Annotated in this window: 15 protein-coding genes; 5 read left to right on the top strand and 10 right to left on the bottom strand. The window is 54.0% G+C overall.

What is annotated here, in order from left to right:
* The first annotated feature begins 1 nt into the window (after position 1).
* The gene (gene malQ, locus ABIE10_RS18070) at positions 2 to 2089 is read left to right on the top strand and encodes a 4-alpha-glucanotransferase (RefSeq protein ID WP_429156491.1); all 2088 of its coding nucleotides are present in this window, start codon (positions 2 to 4) and stop codon (positions 2087 to 2089) included.
* An 81-nt stretch (positions 2090 to 2170) separates the two neighbouring features.
* Here malQ and gntT read toward each other — a convergent pair whose 3' ends face one another.
* The 3 genes from gntT to gntX form a co-directional block, all read right to left on the bottom strand.
* A complete protein-coding gene (gene gntT, locus ABIE10_RS18065) occupies positions 2171 to 3487 on the bottom strand; it encodes a gluconate transporter (RefSeq protein ID WP_003023507.1) in 1317 nt (438 codons plus the stop codon).
* A 379-nt stretch (positions 3488 to 3866) separates the two neighbouring features.
* On the bottom strand, positions 3867 to 4442 hold the full coding sequence (gene nfuA, locus ABIE10_RS18060; protein WP_003023509.1) for a Fe-S biogenesis protein NfuA: 576 nt from the start codon (positions 4440 to 4442) through the stop codon (positions 3867 to 3869).
* A gap of 58 nt (positions 4443 to 4500) precedes the next feature.
* Positions 4501 to 5184: a DNA utilization protein GntX gene (gene gntX, locus ABIE10_RS18055; protein WP_016157647.1), complete on the bottom strand. Its 684-nt coding sequence runs from the start codon at positions 5182 to 5184 to the stop codon at positions 4501 to 4503.
* Positions 5185 to 5221: 37 nt separating this feature from the next.
* Here gntX and bioH point away from each other — a divergent pair, with 37 nt between their 5' ends.
* Complete coding sequence (gene bioH, locus ABIE10_RS18050; RefSeq protein ID WP_016157646.1) at positions 5222 to 5992, top strand: pimeloyl-ACP methyl ester esterase BioH; 771 nt, start codon at positions 5222 to 5224, stop codon at positions 5990 to 5992.
* Positions 5993 to 6036: 44 nt separating this feature from the next.
* On the opposite strand, the gene ABIE10_RS18045 is transcribed toward bioH, so the two are convergent.
* From ABIE10_RS18045 to greB, 6 genes are all read right to left on the bottom strand, one after another.
* Positions 6037 to 6987, bottom strand: coding sequence for an Rpn family recombination-promoting nuclease/putative transposase (locus tag ABIE10_RS18045; RefSeq protein WP_429156488.1), 951 nt, complete (start codon positions 6985 to 6987; stop codon positions 6037 to 6039).
* A gap of 236 nt (positions 6988 to 7223) precedes the next feature.
* Positions 7224 to 7460, bottom strand: coding sequence for a [Fe-S]-dependent transcriptional repressor FeoC (gene feoC, locus ABIE10_RS18040; RefSeq protein ID WP_003023516.1), 237 nt, complete (start codon positions 7458 to 7460; stop codon positions 7224 to 7226).
* Between the two features lie 11 nt (positions 7461 to 7471).
* Positions 7472 to 9790, bottom strand: coding sequence for a Fe(2+) transporter permease subunit FeoB (feoB, locus tag ABIE10_RS18035; protein ID WP_016157644.1), 2319 nt, complete (start codon positions 9788 to 9790; stop codon positions 7472 to 7474).
* Positions 9791 to 9808: 18 nt separating this feature from the next.
* Positions 9809 to 10036, bottom strand: a complete 228-nt coding sequence (feoA, locus tag ABIE10_RS18030; RefSeq protein WP_003023519.1) for a ferrous iron transporter A — start codon at positions 10034 to 10036, stop codon at positions 9809 to 9811.
* A gap of 431 nt (positions 10037 to 10467) precedes the next feature.
* On the bottom strand, positions 10468 to 12801 hold the full coding sequence (locus tag ABIE10_RS18025) for a Tex family protein (RefSeq protein WP_429156485.1): 2334 nt from the start codon (positions 12799 to 12801) through the stop codon (positions 10468 to 10470).
* 98 nt (positions 12802 to 12899) lie between these two features.
* Positions 12900 to 13373: a transcription elongation factor GreB gene (greB, locus tag ABIE10_RS18020; protein WP_016154802.1), complete on the bottom strand. Its 474-nt coding sequence runs from the start codon at positions 13371 to 13373 to the stop codon at positions 12900 to 12902.
* Positions 13374 to 13598: 225 nt separating this feature from the next.
* Here greB and ompR point away from each other — a divergent pair, with 225 nt between their 5' ends.
* Entirely contained in the window at positions 13599 to 14318 is a 720-nt protein-coding gene (gene ompR, locus ABIE10_RS18015; protein WP_001157751.1) for a two-component system response regulator OmpR, read from the top strand.
* Positions 14315 to 15667 (top strand): two-component system sensor histidine kinase EnvZ, encoded by a 1353-nt coding sequence (gene envZ, locus ABIE10_RS18010; protein WP_029139732.1) that lies wholly within the window; start codon positions 14315 to 14317, stop codon positions 15665 to 15667. The genes ompR and envZ overlap by 4 nt, the downstream gene beginning before the upstream one ends.
* A gap of 74 nt (positions 15668 to 15741) precedes the next feature.
* Here envZ and pckA read toward each other — a convergent pair whose 3' ends face one another.
* Positions 15742 to 17364, bottom strand: a complete 1623-nt coding sequence (pckA, locus tag ABIE10_RS18005) for a phosphoenolpyruvate carboxykinase (ATP) (RefSeq protein WP_016154801.1) — start codon at positions 17362 to 17364, stop codon at positions 15742 to 15744.
* Between the two features lie 378 nt (positions 17365 to 17742).
* Here pckA and ABIE10_RS18000 point away from each other — a divergent pair, with 378 nt between their 5' ends.
* Positions 17743 to 19461 (top strand): DUF4153 domain-containing protein, encoded by a 1719-nt coding sequence (locus tag ABIE10_RS18000; protein WP_141875801.1) that lies wholly within the window; start codon positions 17743 to 17745, stop codon positions 19459 to 19461.
* Positions 19462 to 19535 lie beyond the last annotated feature (74 nt).

Below are 19535 nucleotides of genomic sequence, written 5' to 3'. Positions count from 1 at the left end.
GATGGAAAGCAAACGTCTGGATAATGCCGCGTTGGCGGCGGGGATCAGCCCCAATTACATTAATGCCCACGGTAAACCGCAGTCTATTGGCGTCGAAACCAAGCGGCGTTTGCTTGACGCTATGCATCGCTCCACCGCCGCCGTTCAGGTGGCGGTGACCCCGGTGCCGAATGTCATGGTTTATACCGCGGGTAAGAAAATGCCGCTGGCAGTTGAGGGACGCGGAGAGTTTAACTGGTTGCTGACCACCGAAGAGGGCGTGCAGCACAAAGGACATGCCGTCGGCGGTAAATCGTTCAACCTTCCGGCGAAGCTGCCGGAAGGGTATCACACGCTTACCCTCACCCAGGGGGAGTTGCGTACCCATTGCCGCATCATCGTCGCGCCGAAACGCTGCTATGAGCCGCAGGCGCTGTTAGCCGGGCAGAAGCTGTGGGGCGCATGCGTTCAGCTCTATACCCTGCGTTCAGAAAAAAACTGGGGGATTGGCGACTTTGGCGATCTCCGTGCCATGCTGGTGGATGTGGCGCAACGCGGCGGCGCGTTTATTGGCCTGAATCCGATTCACGCGCTGTATCCGGCGAACCCGGAGAGTGCCAGTCCGTACAGCCCGTCGTCACGTCGCTGGCTGAACGTTATTTATATAGATGTGAACGCCGTAGACGATTTTCGCCTGAGTAAAGAGGCACAGGCCTGGTGGCAGAAACCCGCGACTCAGCAAGCTCTGCAATGCGCGCGTGATACCGAGTGGGTTGATTATTCTGCCGTTACCGCATTGAAGATGACAGCGCTGCGTATGGCGTGGAAAAGCTTCTCTGCACGTGACGATGAGCAGATGGCGGCATTTCGTCAGTTTGTGATTCAGGAAGGGGATAGCCTGTACTGGCAGGCGGCCTTTGACGCGCTGCATGCGCATCAGGTGAAAGAGGACGCACTGCGCTGGGGCTGGCCGGTGTGGCCGCAAGCTTTCCAGTCGGTGGATTCGCCAGAGGTAAAACGCTTTTGCGAAGAGCATCGTGATGAAGTGGATTTCTACCTGTGGTTGCAGTGGCTGGCGTATACCCAGTTTGCTGATTGCTGGAAAACCAGCCAGGGCTTTGCGATGCCGATTGGATTATATCGCGATCTGGCTGTCGGCGTGGCCGAAGGCGGGGCGGAAACCTGGTGCGACCGCGAGTTGTATTGCCTGAAAGCCTCGGTTGGCGCACCGCCGGATATTCTCGGTCCGCTCGGGCAAAACTGGGGATTGCCGCCGATGGATCCGCATATCATCACGGCACGCGCTTACGAACCGTTTATCGAACTGCTGCGTGCCAATATGCAGAACTGCGGTGCGTTGCGTATCGACCATGTTATGTCGATGCTGCGTCTGTGGTGGATCCCTTACGGTGAAACTGCCGATCACGGCGCCTACGTGCATTATCCGGTCGACGATCTGCTTTCAATTCTGGCGCTGGAAAGTAAACGTCATCACTGCATGGTAATTGGTGAAGATCTGGGGACTGTGCCGGTAGAGATCGTCAGCAAGCTGCGTGACAGCGGCGTGTACTCCTACAAAGTGCTTTATTTTGAGAATGACCATGAGAAAAACTTCCGCGCGCCGAAAGCGTACCCGGAACAATCAATGGCAGTCGCGGCGACGCATGACCTTCCTACGCTTAAAGGTTATTGGGATAGCGGCGATCTGACGCTGGGTAAGGCGCTGGGTCTGTACCCGGATGAAGTCGTGCTGCGTGGGTTGTATCAGGACAGAGAACTGGCGAAACAGGGGCTGCTGGACGCGCTGCACAAATACGGGTGCCTGCCAAAACGTGCTGGTCACAAGGCGTCACTGATGTCGATGACGCCGATTCTTAATCGCGGCATGCAACGCTACATCGCTGACAGCAACAGTGCGCTGTTGGGCCTGCAACCGGAAGACTGGCTGGATATGGCTGAGCCCGTCAATATTCCGGGGACCAGCGACCAGTACAAAAACTGGCGGCGTAAGCTCACCGCCACGCTGGAGCAGATGTTTGCCGATGACGGTGTGAACAAGCTGATTAAGGATTTAGATAAGCGCCGAAAAGCGGCCGCGAAGAAGAAGTAAAAAAGCCGGGGATTTCCCCGGCTTTTTTTAGGGTGATAGCAGGTAGGCCGGGTAAGCGAAGCGCCACCCGGCACAGTTTTATCAGACCACCATACCCAGCAGCAGACACCCTACCAGACCGCAGACGGAGATAATGGTTTCCAGCATTGACCATGACTTGATGGTTTCACCGATGGTCAAGTTGAAGTACTCCTTGAACAGCCAGAAGCCCGGATCGTTCACGTGGGAGAAAATGACAGAACCGGAACCAACCGCAATAACCATTAGCTCAGGGCTTACGCCGGTCGTTGCAATCAGCGGTGCCACAATCCCACCAGCGGTGATCGCCGCAACGGTTGCGGAGCCCAGTGCGATACGCAGTACCGCAGCGATAGACCATGCCATCAGCAGCGGAGAAACGTTTGAACCGTGCATCATTGACGCGATGTACTTGTCCACGCCGCTATCCACCAGGACCTGTTTGAAGGCACCGCCACCACCAATGATCAACAGCATCATCGCGATGATTTTGATGGAGGACACCAGCGTGTCGTTGATCTGATCCATCGAACGTCCACGGTTCAGACCAAAAGTGAACATTGCAATCAGCACCGCGATAAGCGTTGCCATGACCGGGTCACCCAGGAATTCTGCCACCGTCAGGAAAGCGTGACCTTTTGGCAGAATCATCTCCGCCACGGCGCGCATCGCCATCAGGATAACCGGTACCAGGGAGGTCCAGACGCTGACGCCAAAGCCAGGCATCTCTTCTTCAGTAAACGTTTTCGCGCTGTACAGACCTTCCGGGATTGGCTTATCGATGCCTTTCAGGAAGCGAGCGTATACCGGACCGGCGAGAATAACGGTCGGGATTGCCAGAATCGTACCAAACAGCAGGGTTTTACCCATATCTGCGTGGAAAATGGTGGCAATAGCGGTCGGACCTGGGTGCGGCGGCAGGAAGCCGTGAGTTACGGACAGCGCAGCAGCCATCGGCACGCCAACATACAGCAGCGGGATGTTGGCAGCAGCGGCGATGGTGAACACCAGCGGCAGCATCAGCACGAAGCCGACTTCGTAGAACAGGGCAAAACCGACGGTGAAGCCGGTTAATACCACCGCCCACTGAATATGTTTTTTGCCGAATTTAGCAATCAGGGTGGTTGCGATGCGCTGTGCGCCGCCGCAGTCCGCCAGCATTTTGCCTAGCATGGCGCCAAAACCCATAATCAGGGCGAGGCTGCCAAGGGTTCCGCCGACGCCGGCTTTAATCGAACCGATGACTTTATCCAGTGGCATCCCTTGCATCAATCCGACAGCAAGCGCCACCAGGACGAGAGCGATGAAACCGTTCATTTTGAAACGGATCATCAGGAGGAGTAACAAGATTACACCGATAGCAACGATGACTAATGGCATGATTTACCTGGCCTTTACTTTGTTATGGGTAACGTCAGTGTTTAGATGACAAATTCCGATTGTCCCGACCGGGAACAGAGCATTCTCAGCACCAATGCTGGTTGCCTTCAAAACTAATCAGTTTAGCTGGCTGTTATGTGTGTGTTAGGTGCTGATGCGAATGATACGGGTAACATGCGGCGCTTGAAAATCACCTGGGCAGGCAAAATTTAAATTATGAGAGGCTGGTCAAATTATGAGGGGGATTGTTGCAGGAAATATGCGGAGAAATGCAAGGTTGTAGGCCGGATAAAGCGATTACGCTGCCATCCGGCATCAATGCCCGATGGCGGCGCGGATGCGTCTTAACGGGCCTACGGAAACTCTACAGGTTGAGGCGTTAGTAGTAAGAGTGCTCGCCGCGCTGGTGTTCGGTTAAATCGCGAACGCCTTTCAGTTCAGGGAATTCAGCCAGCAGCTGCTTCTCGATACCTTCTTTCAGCGTTACATCTACCATTGAACAGCCGTTACATCCGCCGCCAAACTGCAGAATAGCGTAGCCTTCATCGGTGATTTCCATCAGAGAGACGCGACCACCGTGACCTGCCAGCTGTGGGTTGATCTGCGATTGCAGCATGTACTCCACGCGTTCCATCAGCGGCGCATCATCGGCAACTTTACGCATTTTGGCGTTTGGTGCTTTCAGGGTCAGCTGGGAGCCTAACTGGTCGGTAACGAAATCGATTTCTGCATCTTCCAGATACGGTGCACTCAGTTCATCAACATATGCGGTCAGCAGGTCAAATTTAATGGCGGTGTCGGTTGCTTCCACGGCGTCCGGCGGACAATAAGAAACGCCGCATTCAGCGTTAGGCGTGCCGGGATTAATCACAAATACGCGGATTTGTGTCCCTTCTTCCTGATTTGCCAGCAGTTTGGCAAAGTGCGCTTGTGCAGCATCGGAAATATGGATCATAGTAATGGCCTAATAGTTGACTATTTTACTTGGTTATAATACGCCCATCATCGAGGCTCTACAAGGTTCGACACAGGCACCATACCTGGACAGTCGCCGCGCCGTTGCGTAAAAGCAGCTGCGCGATTTCCGCGACCGTACTTCCGGTAGTGACGACATCATCCACAATGACCATATGGAGTCCCTGCACTGGCAATTCAAGGCGAAAGGCGTTTTTCAGGTTACGTTTACGTAATCGGGCGCTGAGATGGTGCTGTGTGGCGGTTGCCCGAACCCGCGTGATGGCCCGGCTGTCCCAGTCGCAGTCTAGCCAGCGTGCCAGGGGACGACACAGTAAGTCGCTCTGATTAAACCCTCTGCGCCAGTGCCGACGTTGCCAGAGCGGGACGCTGACGAGCCTGTCCGGCAGAGGAAGACCGCTGACGCGCCGGGCCTGTAATACCTCCAGCAACAGCAAGCGTGAAAGAGCGGGGGCCATTTCGCCACGTCGGGAAAACTTGAGCTGGTGGATAAGCCCGCTCAACGGCGGAGCATAGTCGCTGACGGTAACCAGTCGCTGCCACGGCGGTGGTTTTTGCAGACAGCGCCCGCAGGGAACGACGGTATGCGCGGCAGGGAGTCCACATTGAGGGCACCGGCTGACGTGCTGATGCGTTGCCCGTGTGCAGACTGAACAGATCCCCCAATGCCCTAACGTCAGGGGCATTCGGCATAGCCAGCACAATCCCGGTACTGTTAGCATAGAAGCATCCTTTCAGGCTAAAAGAGAACAATAACTGATGAATGACATCTGGTGGCAGACCCAGGGTTCGGGAAATTGCCATCTTGTGCTGCTGCACGGATGGGGACTGAATGCGCAAGTGTGGCATTGCATAAGCGAGGAATTGAGTTCGCATTTCACGCTGCATCTTGTCGACTTACCGGGATTTGGTCGCAGCCAGGGGTTCGGCGCAATGTCGCTGGAAGAGATGGCTGAGCGGGTAGTAAAACAGGCACCGGAGAAAGCCATCTGGCTCGGCTGGAGTCTGGGCGGGTTGGTCGCAAGCCAGGTGGCGTTAACCCATCCTGAACGTGTTCAGGCGCTGGTGACCGTGGCGTCTTCCCCTTGCTTTAGCGCGCGCGACGAGTGGCCGGGTATCAAGCCAGAAGTGCTGGCAGGTTTCCAGCAGCAGTTGAGCGAAGATTTCCAGCGTACGGTGGAACGTTTTCTGGCGTTGCAGACGATGGGCACGGACACCGCGCGTCAGGATGCGCGGGCACTGAAGAAAACAGTGCTGGCGTTACCCATGCCGAAGGTCGAGGTGCTCAATGGCGGACTGGAGATCCTGAAAACGGTCGATCTGCGTGAGCCTCTGTGCGCTGTGGACATGCCTTTTCTGCGGTTGTACGGCTATCTCGATGGACTGGTTCCGCGCAAAGTGGTCCCAATGCTCGATGCCCTGTGGCCGCATAGCGAGTCGTTGATATTTGCTAAAGCGGCGCATGCTCCGTTTATCTCGCATCCTGCAGAGTTCTGCGCAGCGCTGGTGGCGTTAAAAAAACGCCTATAAATCTGTTGTGTTGCCCGGTAGAGCCGCGCTTACCGGGCTTGAGATTAATGGCTGCGCGTAGCCAGATCCTCAGCGGTCAGGCCGGTAATTCTGAAGATGGTCAGCGGGTCGATACCATCAGCCTGCAGGGTTGATGCAATACGTAAAGCTTCCTCTCGTTTACCTTGTTGCAAGCCCGTTTGTAATCCCTCTTGTAACCCTTTCATATGACCTTCCTGAAGACCATTAAGATGCCCTTCTTGTCGTAATCTTTCGGCGATAGTCATCAACTTTTCCTTATGTTGGGGTAAACGTTCGGCGACCTCATGAAGAAACTCGGTAAAATGTGCGGTGTCCCCGACCTGCATTAGATAATTAAACAAGGCTTTCAACTGGCTGTCATTAGCGTGTCCTTTAATAATCAGGATGGCCAGTTTTTCTACCAGCCCCATCAAATCGCGTTTACGAATATGTTTTTGGATGAGTTCCAACAGCGCCATCCGGCGATGCTGCATGATCTCGTCATCAGGAACCACGGTGATATCGATCAGTGGAAACGCTGAGGTATAAAGTTGTCTGGCGGCCTTTGGGTCGTCAAATTCGTCCAGCCAGCAGAGTGAGTAGGGGTATGGGCTTGCCGCGCCATGATAAAAAAGCATGGGTATCACCAGCGGGAGTTTCTTGTGACCTGCAGCCAAATGACGATGCATGACCGCAATGGCATAACGCATCAGCCGAAATGCCATATGGGCATCGGCGGTGCTCTGATGCTCAATGATGGTGTAAATATAGCCATCGCCTTCGCGGGTTTTTAATGACCACAGCACATCGGAATAGTACGTGCGCAAATCGTCCTCAATAAAGCTGCCCGATTCCAGTTGTAGCGTTTTCAGATCGCACAGTTTTTGCAAAGAGGCTGGAAGGTGGAGCCGAAGAAAGTCGCGTGCGGTAGCAGGGTGGTTTAAGAACGTTTTAAAAATCGCGTCATGCGGTGTAGCAGTCGTGTCAGTATTCATGGCGATCCGTCACCTGAGAAACAAGATGACGAGACTCTACTTCCCTGGTCGCCAGTAATCATTCATGAGTTGATCACGATGCGCGCCAGGCTGGAGGATAGATCTGCTTTGCTGAAACAGAGACATCTTTGTGGAATCCATTACGTAAAAAGCCGGATATCAGCATAAACGCTTTATCCGGCCAGGACGTTTGCAGTCATTTTTAGACCGGAAGCGTAGCGCCATCCGGCATCGAACTAGCGCAAAGCCCACCACTCGCGCAGGCAGGCTTTACCTTCCGGACAACTCTTGCAGCTTCCGGAAAGACACCCGTCGGCATCTTCCTGAATCCGCACCGCTTTGCCCATCTTTTCTAACTGATTCAGCATGGCGTCAATCATGGGCTGCGGGGTGTGCAGCGTGTGGCTAATCTGAGTTGCCTCCATGCGTCCCCGCAAAGCCAATAAATCACGAACCTGAATAAGCGATGCCATTGTCGATAACCTTAGTGGCAGTCGCCAGTGGTGCTGGAACAGCAGGAGCTTGCCGTCCTGTTGGTCGCCAGCAGTGCGAGATCCACGCGACTGCGAGCTCGACGCAGCAGGCCCAGCAACACAATGTTAAACAGGATGACAGCTAAAATGCACACCAGGCTGTAGGTCGGGTGCTCTTTGTAGCTGACCGCCTGATAAAACAGCGTCGACAGAGAGTAGGCGATGTTCAGGCCCCACAGAATCGAGAAGCTCATCCAGCCACGGCTGGATTCACGTGCAATAGCGCCCATTACCGAAATACACGGCACATACAGCAGCACGAAAATCAGGTAGCTGTAAGCGGCGGCAGCGCTGCCAAATTTTTCGCCCATCACGCCCATTGCACCCGTAGCCATTTCACCGTCGCCCTTGCTGGCTTCAATAGGGTTAGCCAGTACGCTCAGGCTGAAGGTGTCTTTCAGGCTTTGCCAGGTCTCATCTACCGCGCCGAGCAGCTCGTCACCGAGGTGGAAATCTGCCGGGTTGAACTCTTCTTCCTGAATGTTTTCTGCGGTATAGAGCGTGTTCAGCGTACCGACAACCACTTCTTTCGCCATCGCGCCGGTGAACAGACCTACGGTTGCCTGCCAGTTATCTTCGTGAACGCCAATCGGCTTGAAGACCGGCGTGATTACGCGGCTGACGGAAGCCAGAGCAGAGTCGTTGATGTTGTCGACGATTTTTCCGCTCAGCGAGAAACTGTTAAACGCGCTGAGGAAAATGCTGACGATGATGATGACTTTACCCGCACGCAGAACGAAGCCTTTCAGGCGTTGCCAGGTCTGAATAATCAGACTCTTAATGTGCGGCACGTGGTACACCGGCAGCTCCATCACGAACGGCGTTGCTTCGCCACGCATGATGGTGTGTTTGAGCATCAGACCGGTCAATACCGCCATAACGATACCCAGTACGTACAGTGAGAAGACCGCCAGCGCACCGTTCTGACCAAAGAACGCTGCGGCAAAGACGGCGAAAATCGCCAGGCGAGCGCCACAAGACATAAACGGCGCCATCATGATAGTCATCAGACGTTCACGCGGGGCGTCCAGCGTACGTGCGCCCATCACTGACGGTACGTTACAGCCAAAGCCGACGATCAGCGGGACAAACGATTTGCCCGGCAGTCCCAGCGCCTGCATCAGACGGTCCATTACAAACGCGGCGCGCGCCATGTAACCTGAGTCTTCAAGGAAGGAGAGGAACAGGTACATCATGCCGATTTGCGGTACCAGTGGCAGCACGGTGTTAATCCCGCCGCCAAGACCTTGCGCCAAAAAGATAGTGAGCCAGTCCGGGAAGTGCAGCGTGTAGCCAATCCACTGAATACCATGGATAAAGAGCGCTACGGAGCCGACGTCAAACAACGGTTGCAGCGCGCCGCCAATGTTGATGGCGAGCAGGAACATCAGGTACATCACGAACAGGAAAATCGGCAGCCCGAGGAAGCGGTTGAGGACGATTTTATCTACTGCGGTGGTGAAGCGGCTCGGCTCTGCCGTCAGGGTGTTGCTGACGGTATCGCAGATAGCGGCAATGCACTGATAGCGCGCATCGGCGATATGCAGTGCCGGATCGTCCATTGTCTCGCTCAGACGTGCAATGGCGGCATCAAGGTTTTGCGCGGCATCACCCGCGTAGGCCCGACTGTAGATATCGCCTTCCAGCATCTGCAGGCCCAGCCAGCGGCGCTGTTTTAACGGCATATCTTTGGCCATCGCATCGGCGAGGGAATCCGCTTCCTGCAGCAGCGGCTGGGCATAATGAACCAGCTCGACGGTGTCGTTTTCTTTGTAGCGATCGATCGCCAGCTTTAGCGCTTCAATGCCGCGGGCGCGGGTGGATACCAGCGGAACCACCGGGCAGCCAAGGCGAGCGGAGAGGGCATCGATATCAATACGGATTTGCTGCTTCTCGGCAATATCCAGCATATTCAACGCGACGATGCAGGGGATGCCCAGCTCAAGCAGTTGCAACGTCAGGTAGAGGTTGCGTTCAAGGTTTGAAGCATCGACCACGTTGATCAAGAGATCCGCGTCGCCGCTTAAAATATAGTGACAGGCGATCTGCTCATCGAGAGAGGTCTGGGATGAGATTGTCGTCAGAGAATAGGTGCCGGGTAAATCAACCAGTGTGACCTGGTGGTCCGTCGTTGCGAAATGACCTTCTTTACGCTCAACGGTAACGCCAGCCCAGTTGCCTACACGCTGGCGTGCGCCGGTAAGCTGGTTGAATAAAGTAGTCTTGCCGGAATTAGGATTGCCAATTAAACCAATGGTTAGTTTTTTCATTTTTATAGACTCACTGTATTAACAGGAAACCGCTTCCACTTCTAATAACGCCAGATCTTTCTTACGCAATACCAGACTTACGCGACGCGTTTCGATATGGATAGGATCGCCGAGTGGGGCGACGCGTACCACGTTGAAAGAGGAGCCGGGTAGCATGCCAAGTGACAACAGTTTCTGACGATAAGCCGGGCTGATTTCACGGGCAAAACCGGTAATTTTCCACGCACTGTCAGGAGTGAATTGCATAGGGACCTACTTATATCTCGCTAACTGGATGATTACCTCATGGGGCGGCAAGGCGGCATGAGGCCAGATGATTAGCCAACGTAAGGAAAGAGTAAATAATCAACAGATCAATGATAATGAGAATGGTTTCTATCATCAATAGAATAAATGTGACGGAATGTACAATTGGATAATAATTTGCGCCAATTTTGATATTCCTCAATATTTATTCTGGTTGAGAACGAATGATTCACGGAAATAATTAGTGAGGATCTTAATGTTTAATTAAGGTTTCATCTGTTAATGAAGTGATAAATATATGGCGGTGGAAAGCGGGAAATAGACTAAATATGCCGGATGGCGACGCTCACGCGTGTTATCCGGCTTACAAATTAATTGCGACAAGTCAGCCGGATAAGGAGGTTACACCCCCATCCGGCACAAAAGCCATACTAGCGTTTTTTACCCATTGCCGCCGCCAGCGCATCCATCATGGCGCTGTTACCCGCAGGCTGTGCGTCACGACCACGAGGTTTCGCGGCTTTTGGCGCCGGGCGATTGCTTTGAGTGCGATCGTTATTCCCGCCGCCGCGACGCGCATTGGTTTCACCTGGCTGCTCGTCCAGACGCATGGTCAGTGCGATACGCTTACGTTGCAGGTCAACTTCCAGCACTTTCACTTTCACAATGTCGCCCGCTTTCACCACGGTGTGTGGATCTTCGACGAACTTATTCGACAATGAAGAGATATGCACCAGACCATCCTGATGAACGCCAATATCAACAAACGCGCCGAAGTTCGTGACGTTAGTGACTGCCCCTTCCAGAATCATTCCCGGCAGCAGATCGTTCATGGTTTCTACGCCATCAGCAAACTGCGCGGTTTTAAATTCAGGACGCGGGTCGCGGCCCGGTTTTTCCAGCTCTTTGATGATGTCGGTGACGGTCGGCACCCCGAAGCGTTCGTCGGTAAAATCGGCTGCTTTCAGATTGCGCAGTTCGTTGCTGTTGCCCATCAGGTCACGCAGCGATTGCTCGGTTGTGGCCAGAATGCGTTCCACAATCGGATAAGCTTCCGGGTGAACGGTAGATGCATCCAGTGGGTTATCGCCATGGTTGATACGCAGGAAGCCCGCGCACTGTTCAAAGGCTTTTGGCCCCAGGCGGCTAACTTTTAGCAGTTGCTGACGGTTCTGAAACTGACCGTTCTCATCGCGCCAGGCGACGATGTTTTGCGCCATCATGCGCGTCAGGCCAGCAACGCGGGTCAGCAGCGGCACGGAAGCGGTATTCAGATCGACGCCGACGGCGTTCACGCAGTCTTCCACCACCGCATCCAGCTTGCGCGCCAGCTGCGTCTGGCTTACATCGTGCTGATACTGGCCCACGCCGATAGATTTCGGATCGATTTTCACCAGCTCCGCCAACGGATCCTGCAAACGACGGGCGATAGACACCGCGCCACGCAGCGAAACATCGAGATCAGGGAACTCCAGCGCCGCCAGCTCGGAAGCAGAGTAAACCGATGCCCCGGCTTCGCTGACAATCACTTTCTGCGCGGTCACTTTCGGGAACTGCTTCTGTACGTCGAGGAAGAAACGCTCGGTTTCGCGCGACGCCGTGCCGTTACCAATCGCGACCAGCTCAACGTTGTATTTTTCACACAACGCCGCCACGGCAACGGCGGCTTTGGCTGCCTGGCCGGTATGCGGATAAATAGTGTCGGTCGCGACCAGCTTGCCGGTACTGTCAACCACCGCCACTTTTACACCGGTACGCAGACCCGGATCGAGACCCATTGTGGCGCGCAGCCCGGCCGGGGCGGCCATCAGCAGGTCATGCAGGTTACGGGCAAAGACGTTGATTGCTTCATCTTCCGCACGTTCACGCACGGTACCCATCAGCTCAGTTTCAAGGTGCATCAGCACTTTGATGCGCCACGTCCAGCTAACAACGCCTTTACGCCAGCTGTCAGCGGGGGCGTTGTTCAGGCGCAGTCCCAGGTGATCCTGGATAATCTGCTCGCCGTGGCTCTCTTTTGGCGGCTCGTCGAATTGCGGATCGGCATTTAGTGAAAGCTGCAACACGCCTTCGTTACGACCACGGAACATGGCCAGCGCACGGTGGGATGGAACGGTAGAAATAGGTTCGTGGTGATCGAAGTAGTCGCGGAACTTAGCGCCTTCCTCTTCTTTACCACTAACCACGGCAGCAACCAGATGGGCGTTTTTCCACAAATAATCACGCACTTTTGCCAGCAGCGCAGCGTCTTCGGCGAAGCGCTCCATCAGAATGTAGCGTGCGCCATCGAGGGCGGCTTTGGTATCGGCCACGCCGTTTTCGGCGTTGAGATATTTTGCAGCTTCGGTTTCCGGGTCATGGGACGGTTCGTTCCACAGCAGATCTGCCAGCGGCTCCAGTCCGGCCTCAATGGCTATCTGCCCACGGGTGCGGCGCTTAGGTTTGTACGGCAGATAGAGATCTTCGAGTTCGGTCTTACTTAACGTGCCGTTGATCGCGTTCGCCAAATCGTCGGTCAGTTTGCCTTGCTCGCCGATAGATTTCAGGATTGCCTGACGGCGGTCTTCCAGTTCACGCAGATATCCCAGACGGGTCTCCAGATTACGCAGTTGCGTATCGTCCAGACCGCCGGTGATTTCCTTACGATAACGTGCGATAAACGGCACGGTGTTCCCTTCGTCAAGCAGGCGAACGGCAGCTTCTACCTGTTCAGCACGAGCCTGAATTTCACCTGCGATAATGCGGCAGAAAGAATCATTCATCATGGATAGCTTCGTCTATAGGATAAAAAATCAGGGGATAGTTATACGGATTGACTGGCAAAAATGCCAGTCATCTACCGGGGCTTCGGATTGTTCCGGTCTCACTTAACGTATTCAATCTCGTTCACGTACCAACTGGCTTCACCACCAGGGGTGTTGACTATCGCGAGATCGCCGACCTCTTTTTTCAGCAGCGCCCGCGCCATCGGTGAGTCGATAGAAATGTAATCTTTACGACCGAAGATCTCATCGTAGCCGACAATACGGAATTTACGGATGTCGCCATCGTCATTTTCAATCTCGACCCACGCGCCAAAGAAGACTTTGCCCTCTTGCTGCGGGGAGTAATCGACGATTTTCAAATTCTCCATGCACTTGGTCAAATAACGGACACGGCGGTCGATCTCACGCAGACGCTTTTTATTATACTGGTAGTCGGCATTTTCGCTGCGGTCACCCAGACTTGCGGCCCAGGTAACCTTTTTGGTGACTTCCGGGCGCTCTTCACGCCAGAGGTAATTCAGCTCTTGTTTGAGTTTTTCATACCCTTCGCGGGTTATCAGGGGCGTTTTCATCTTATTGTTTTACCTTCGACTCTGTGATGATGCGCACAATTAGTATTACGCGAGCATATCAACAGAATAAATAATGTATTGCGAGAAACATTGTATACTTAAGCTGCTGTTTAATATGCTTTGTAACAATTTAGCCTGGAATTCATACCAGAATTCGCTGGTGACTCACGTTAGCTTTCTTAAGAATATACACTTAATTGTTGCGAACCTTTGGGAGTAATAACAATGCAAGAGAACTATAAGATTCTGGTGGTCGATGACGACATGCGCTTGCGTGCGCTTCTGGAGCGTTATCTGACCGAGCAGGGCTTCCAGGTTCGAAGCGTCGCTAACGCTGAGCAGATGGATCGTCTGCTGACCCGTGAGTCCTTTCACCTGATGGTTCTGGATTTAATGCTGCCGGGAGAAGATGGCCTGTCTATTTGCCGTCGCCTGCGCAGTCAAAGCAACCCGATGCCGATCATTATGGTCACGGCGAAGGGTGAAGAAGTCGATCGTATCGTTGGACTGGAAATTGGCGCTGACGATTACATTCCGAAACCGTTTAACCCGCGAGAACTGCTGGCGCGTATTCGCGCTGTACTGCGTCGTCAGGCGAACGAACTGCCGGGCGCGCCTTCTCAGGAAGAAGCGGTCATTGCTTTTGGTAAGTTTAAACTGAACCTCGGTACGCGTGAAATGTTCCGTGAAGATGAGCCAATGCCGCTCACCAGTGGGGAATTTGCGGTACTGAAAGCGCTGGTAAGCCACCCGCGCGAGCCGCTGTCCCGCGACAAGCTGATGAACCTGGCCCGTGGTCGTGAATATTCGGCGATGGAGCGTTCTATCGACGTCCAGATTTCTCGCCTGCGTCGTATGGTGGAAGAGGACCCGGCGCATCCGCGCTATATTCAGACCGTGTGGGGTCTCGGCTACGTCTTTGTTCCGGACGGTTCTAAAGCATGAGGCGAATGCGCTTCTCGCCACGAAGTTCGTTTGCCCGCACGTTATTGCTCATCGTCACCTTGCTGTTTGCCAGCCTGGTGACAACTTACCTGGTAGTGCTGAACTTCGCGATACTGCCGAGCCTCCAGCAGTTTAATAAGGTCCTGGCCTACGAAGTTCGTATGCTGATGACCGATAAACTGCAGCTGGAGGACGGTACGCAACTGGTGGTGCCGCCCGCATTCCGCCGGGAAATTTATCGTGAGCTGGGTATTTCCCTCTATTCCAACGAGGCCGCTGAAGAAGCTGGACTGCGTTGGGCGCAACACTATGAATTCTTAAGCCATCAGATGGCGCAGCAGCTGGGCGGTCCGACGGAAGTCCGCGTTGAGGTGAACAAAAGCTCGCCGGTCGTATGGCTGAAAACCTGGCTGTCGCCCAATATCTGGGTACGCGTGCCGCTGACGGAGATCCATCAGGGCGATTTCTCACCGCTGTTCCGCTATACGCTGGCGATTATGCTGTTGGCTATCGGTGGTGCGTGGCTGTTTATCCGTATCCAGAACCGACCGCTGGTGGATCTTGAACATGCGGCGCTGCAGGTGGGGAAAGGTATCATTCCGCCGCCGCTGCGTGAGTATGGCGCTTCAGAGGTGCGCTCCGTTACCCGAGCCTTTAACCATATGGCCGCGGGTGTGAAGCAACTGGCCGATGACCGTACGCTGTTAATGGCGGGCGTGAGCCACGATTTACGTACTCCGCTGACGCGTATTCGTCTGGCGACCGAAATGATGGGCGAAGAGGATGGTTATCTCGCGGAATCCATCAATAAGGACATCGAAGAGTGTAATGCCATTATCGAGCAGTTCATCGATTATCTGCGTACCGGTCAGGAGATGCCGATGGAGATGGCGGATCTGAACTCGGTGTTAGGCGAAGTGGTCGCAGCGGAAAGCGGCTATGAACGTGAAATCGAAACTGCGCTGCTGCCGGGCAGCATTCAGGTGAAAATGCACCCGCTGTCGATCAAGCGTGCGGTTGCCAATATGGTGGTTAACGCCGCCCGTTACGGCAACGGCTGGATTAAGGTCAGCAGCGGTACGGAGACGCATCGCGCCTGGTTCCAGGTAGAAGATGATGGTCCGGGCATCAAGCCGGAGCAGCGTAAACACCTGTTCCAGCCGTTTGTCCGCGGCGACAGCGCGCGTAGTACCAGCGGCACGGGCCTGGGTCTGGCGATTGTGCAGCGTATTATCGATAACCATAACGGTATGCTGGAAATTGGCACCAGTGAACGAGGAGGGTTGTCGATCCGCGCCTGGCTTCCGGTTCCCTTCACTCGCGCGCAGGGCATCACGAAAGACGCATAAGAAAGGGAGGCGAAATGCCTCCCTTTTTGTTGCTGTAGGCCGGATAAGGCGAAACCGCCATCCGGCACTCTTCGTTACAGCTTCGGTCCGGCGCTAACCAGCGCTTCACCCGCAGGGGTATCGGTGTATTTCTCGAAGTTCTCGATAAACAGTTTCGCCAGTGCGTTGGCTTTTTCCTGCCACTGCTCCGGAGAAGCATAGGTATTACGCGGATCGAGAATGCGAGTATCCACGCCCGGCAGCTCGGTTGGGATAGCCAGGTCAAACATCGGCAGACGGAACGTTTCTGCGTCATCCAGCGAACCGTTCAGGATAGCGTCGATAATCGCGCGGGTATCTTTGATAGAGATACGCTTGCCGGTACCGTTCCAGCCGGTGTTAACCAGATATGCCTGCGCACCTGCCGCCTGCATACGTTTCACCAGTACTTCTGCGTACTGCGTTGGGTGCAGTGACAGGAATGCTGCGCCAAAGCAGGCTGAGAAGGTTGGGGTTGGTTCGGTGACGCCACGTTCGGTACCGGCCAGTTTGGCGGTGAAGCCAGACAGGAAGTGGTACTGGGTTTGGTCTGCCGTCAGACGAGAGACCGGCGGCAGCACGCCAAACGCATCGGCGGTCAGGAAGATCACTTTAGTGGCGTGACCCGCTTTTGACACCGGCTTAACGATGTTATCGATGTGATAAATCGGGTAGGACACGCGGGTGTTTTCGGTTTTGGAACCGTCGTCGAAGTCGATGGAACCATCTGCGCGCACGGTGACGTTTTCCAGCAGCGCGTCACGACGGATTGCGTTGTAGATTTCCGGCTCGGCATCTTTAGACAGTTTGATGGTCTTCGCGTAGCAACCGCCTTCAAAGTTAAACACGCCGTCGTCATCCCAGCCGTGTTCGTCATCGCCAATCAGGCGGCGTTTCGGATCGGTGGACAGCGTTGTTTTACCCGTACCGGACAGGCCAAAGAAGACTGCCACATCACCTTTTTCCCCGACGTTTGCCGAGCAGTGCATGGAGGCAATGCCTTTCAGCGGCAGCAGGTAGTTCATTACGGAGAACATACCTTTCTTCATTTCGCCGCCGTACCAGGTGCCACCAATCAACTGGATACGCTCAGTCAGGTTGAAAGCCACGAAGTTTTCGGAGTTCAGACCCTGCTCTTTCCACTGCGGGTTAGTGCATTTAGCGCCGTTCATCACGATGAAATCAGGTTTGAAATCAACCAGCTCTTCGTCGCTTGGGCGGATGAACATGTTTTTAACAAAATGCGCCTGCCAGGCTACTTCGGTAATGAAGCGTACGGAAAGGCGGGTATCGGCGTTAGCGCCGCAGAATGCATCAATGATAAACAGACGCTTACCGGAAAGCTGCTGGGTGACTAATCCTTTCAGATGCTGCCAGGTTTCCGGGGAGAGCGGTTTGTTGTCGTTCTTACCTTTACCTTTGTCGGACCACCAGAGCGTGTCGCGCGTGGTGTCGTCACGGACAATATACTTATCCTTTGGCGAACGTCCGGTAAAGATACCGGTATCAACGGCAACGGCGCCCAGGTTTGTTAACACGCCACGCTCATAACCTTCCAGGTTTGGATCAAGTTCCTCCTGGAAAAGCGTGTCGTAGTCTGGATTGTAAACGATATCCTGAACGTCATTGATACCATAAGCCTTGAGATCTTGCGGGGTTAAACTGTTGTTCACACGCATTTCACTGCTCCTTAGCCAATATGTATTACCTGGAATAGTAAGGTTTTTTAGGGATTGCTAACCGCGACAAGGCTCATAGATTTACGCATCCGGGAAAATCACGGATAACCGAATGCGCTGCGACTCCTGTCACAAAGAGGCGGATATTATGGCAGGAAACCCTTTTTTGTTGTGGAAAATGTTCTTAAAACGTTAATAGAGAGTGTTTTTGGCGGGAAACTTGTGAGTGTAATCGCATTCACGTAAGAAAATAACGTAACTCATACATAAACAATATCGATTCACTTCCCGCCGCAGTGGTCCGGGATCGGCCTATCAATGCTCAAAATTGTGAAGTTGATGCGATAATTACCTTTTCTCTTCATTCTGGGTGACGACATGGATAGTGTTGAACTTTCACGTACTACTCGCTGGGGCATGATATCTATCGGCCTGTTACAGGGGATATTGTGCTACCTGCTGATGACATATCTGGTGCCGCATAATGACGGCTGGCTGTTCTATGGCATGCCCGCGACAATTGCTCTCTCCTCGGCGCTTTTACTCACCGTTGTCTCTTTCAAACAACGTGCGCTGTGGTACTGGATGGCGCTGATCTTTGTTGTCGTGCTGGCGATGAGCGTCTGGCTAAAGTGGCAAGTCGAGGGCAGCGATAAGTGGCGGCAAAATGATATTTTTATGTTGTACGGCTGGCGCTTACTGCTGATGGCGATGCTGGCATTGCCATGGATTCAGTACTCGCTCCACGCATCCCGCCAGCAGGCGCGCTATGCGCAGTTTTATACGAGTTTGTGGCTTAACGCGCTGACGTTACTGATTGTCTTTGTCGCCAACGGTCTGTTCTGGATGGTGCTCCTGCTATGGAGCGAGATGTTTAAGCTCGTTGGTATTACCTTCTTCGACACGCTTTTCTTTGATACCGACTGGTTTGGCTACGTGGCCTTTGGCCTGGTTACCGCACTGGCGGTGGTACTGACCCGCACGCAGTCGCGTCTGGTTGCGGCGGTCCAAAAGTTACTGACTTTGATCGCCACCGGTCTGTTACCCCTGGTCGCGCTGCTGGCGCTGATGTTTGTGCTGACCTTGCCCTTCACCGGCCTGGAGGCTATCTCGCAGCGGGTGTCTGCGGCCGGGTTGATGTCAACGCTGGCGCTGCTCCTGCTGCTGTTGATGGCTATCGTTCGCGAGCCGCAGAAAGAGGCGCTTCCCTATCCGGTCGCGTTACGCTACCTGATCAAATGCGCCCTGGTTGTCGCGCCCATCTATATGCTGATTGCCGGTTGGTCACTGTGGGTGCGAATTCAACAGTACGGTTGGACGCCCGAGCGCTTATATGGCGTGCTGGTGGTCTGCGTGCTGCTGCTCTGGTCGTTTGGCTATCTGGCGAGTATTTTACGCCGTGGGCGCAATCCGCTTGAGCTTCAGGGGAAGGTGATTCTTAGCGTTTCGTTGCTGGCGTTGGGGCTGTTGATTTTGCTGTCGTCGCCGGTTATTGATGCCTGGCGCATCAGCGTCAACAGCCATATGGGGCGGTATCACAGCGGGAAAATTAAGCCGGATCAGGTCAGCCTGTATATGTTGAGTAATAGCGGAAAACCGGGACGTGCGGCGTTGGAGGCATTACAAAAAGATGCGGCGTTTAACCAAGACAGTAAGCGCCGGCGCGACTTAAATTCTCTGCTGCAAGGACGTCGCGATCCCATTCAGAACCTGACTACCACTCAACTAGCGCCGAAAGTGATGATTGCTCCAGGTAGCAGGCAACCCGATGAGACCTTCTGGGCGTTTGTCAAAGGGCAGAGCTACCGCATTACATCCTGCGTTGAGCAGGATGCATGCGTCCTGGTCGATCAGGACCTCAATGCTGATGGTAAGCCTGAGCAGGTGCTGTATGCTTTTGGCGATGGTGAGAGTCTGGTCTTTGCCAGGAAAGAGGATAAATGGGAACTCATCGCATCAGGTCAGCTACCTGCAGGATTTAATAAGGATAAACTGCTGCAGGCGGTGGCGAATCATCAACTGGATTCAGCCCCCAGAGTTTGGCGTGATATCACTATTGATGGCACCCGATTGCCGATGAATTATTACAACGAGTGAGCGTGTTGCGGATAGCGTTTTGATGGATGGCGGTGCGAACGCCTATCCGGTCGACGATTGTGGGCCGGATAGGC

It is taken from the genome of Citrobacter sp. 506, from assembly GCF_050434985.1.
GTDB classification, from domain to species: Bacteria; Pseudomonadota; Gammaproteobacteria; order Enterobacterales; family Enterobacteriaceae; genus Citrobacter; species Citrobacter braakii.
This window is presented reverse-complemented; position numbering and strand designations above follow the sequence as displayed.

Excerpts from the sequence above, each read along its gene's own strand:
- envZ (WP_029139732.1), top strand. The coding sequence starts at position 14,315 with ATGAGGCGAATGCGCTTCTCGCCACGAAGTTCGTTTGCCCGCACGTTA.
- feoC (WP_003023516.1), bottom strand. The coding sequence starts at position 7,460 with ATGGCATCGCTTATTCAGGTTCGTGATTTATTGGCTTTGCGGGGACGC.
- ABIE10_RS18000 (WP_141875801.1), top strand. The coding sequence starts at position 17,743 with ATGGATAGTGTTGAACTTTCACGTACTACTCGCTGGGGCATGATATCT.
- ABIE10_RS18045 (WP_429156488.1), bottom strand. The coding sequence starts at position 6,987 with ATGAATACTGACACGACTGCTACACCGCATGACGCGATTTTTAAAACG.
- pckA (WP_016154801.1), bottom strand. The coding sequence starts at position 17,364 with ATGCGTGTGAACAACAGTTTAACCCCGCAAGATCTCAAGGCTTATGGT.
- feoA (WP_003023519.1), bottom strand. The coding sequence starts at position 10,036 with ATGCAATTCACTCCTGACAGTGCGTGGAAAATTACCGGTTTTGCCCGT.
- gntX (WP_016157647.1), bottom strand. The coding sequence starts at position 5,184 with ATGCTAACAGTACCGGGATTGTGCTGGCTATGCCGAATGCCCCTGACG.
- greB (WP_016154802.1), bottom strand. The coding sequence starts at position 13,373 with ATGAAAACGCCCCTGATAACCCGCGAAGGGTATGAAAAACTCAAACAA.
- feoB (WP_016157644.1), bottom strand. The coding sequence starts at position 9,790 with ATGAAAAAACTAACCATTGGTTTAATTGGCAATCCTAATTCCGGCAAG.
- ompR (WP_001157751.1), top strand. The coding sequence starts at position 13,599 with ATGCAAGAGAACTATAAGATTCTGGTGGTCGATGACGACATGCGCTTG.
- ABIE10_RS18025 (WP_429156485.1), bottom strand. The coding sequence starts at position 12,801 with ATGATGAATGATTCTTTCTGCCGCATTATCGCAGGTGAAATTCAGGCT.
- malQ (WP_429156491.1), top strand. The coding sequence starts at position 2 with ATGGAAAGCAAACGTCTGGATAATGCCGCGTTGGCGGCGGGGATCAGC.
- nfuA (WP_003023509.1), bottom strand. The coding sequence starts at position 4,442 with ATGATCCATATTTCCGATGCTGCACAAGCGCACTTTGCCAAACTGCTG.
- gntT (WP_003023507.1), bottom strand. The coding sequence starts at position 3,487 with ATGCCATTAGTCATCGTTGCTATCGGTGTAATCTTGTTACTCCTCCTG.
- bioH (WP_016157646.1), top strand. The coding sequence starts at position 5,222 with ATGAATGACATCTGGTGGCAGACCCAGGGTTCGGGAAATTGCCATCTT.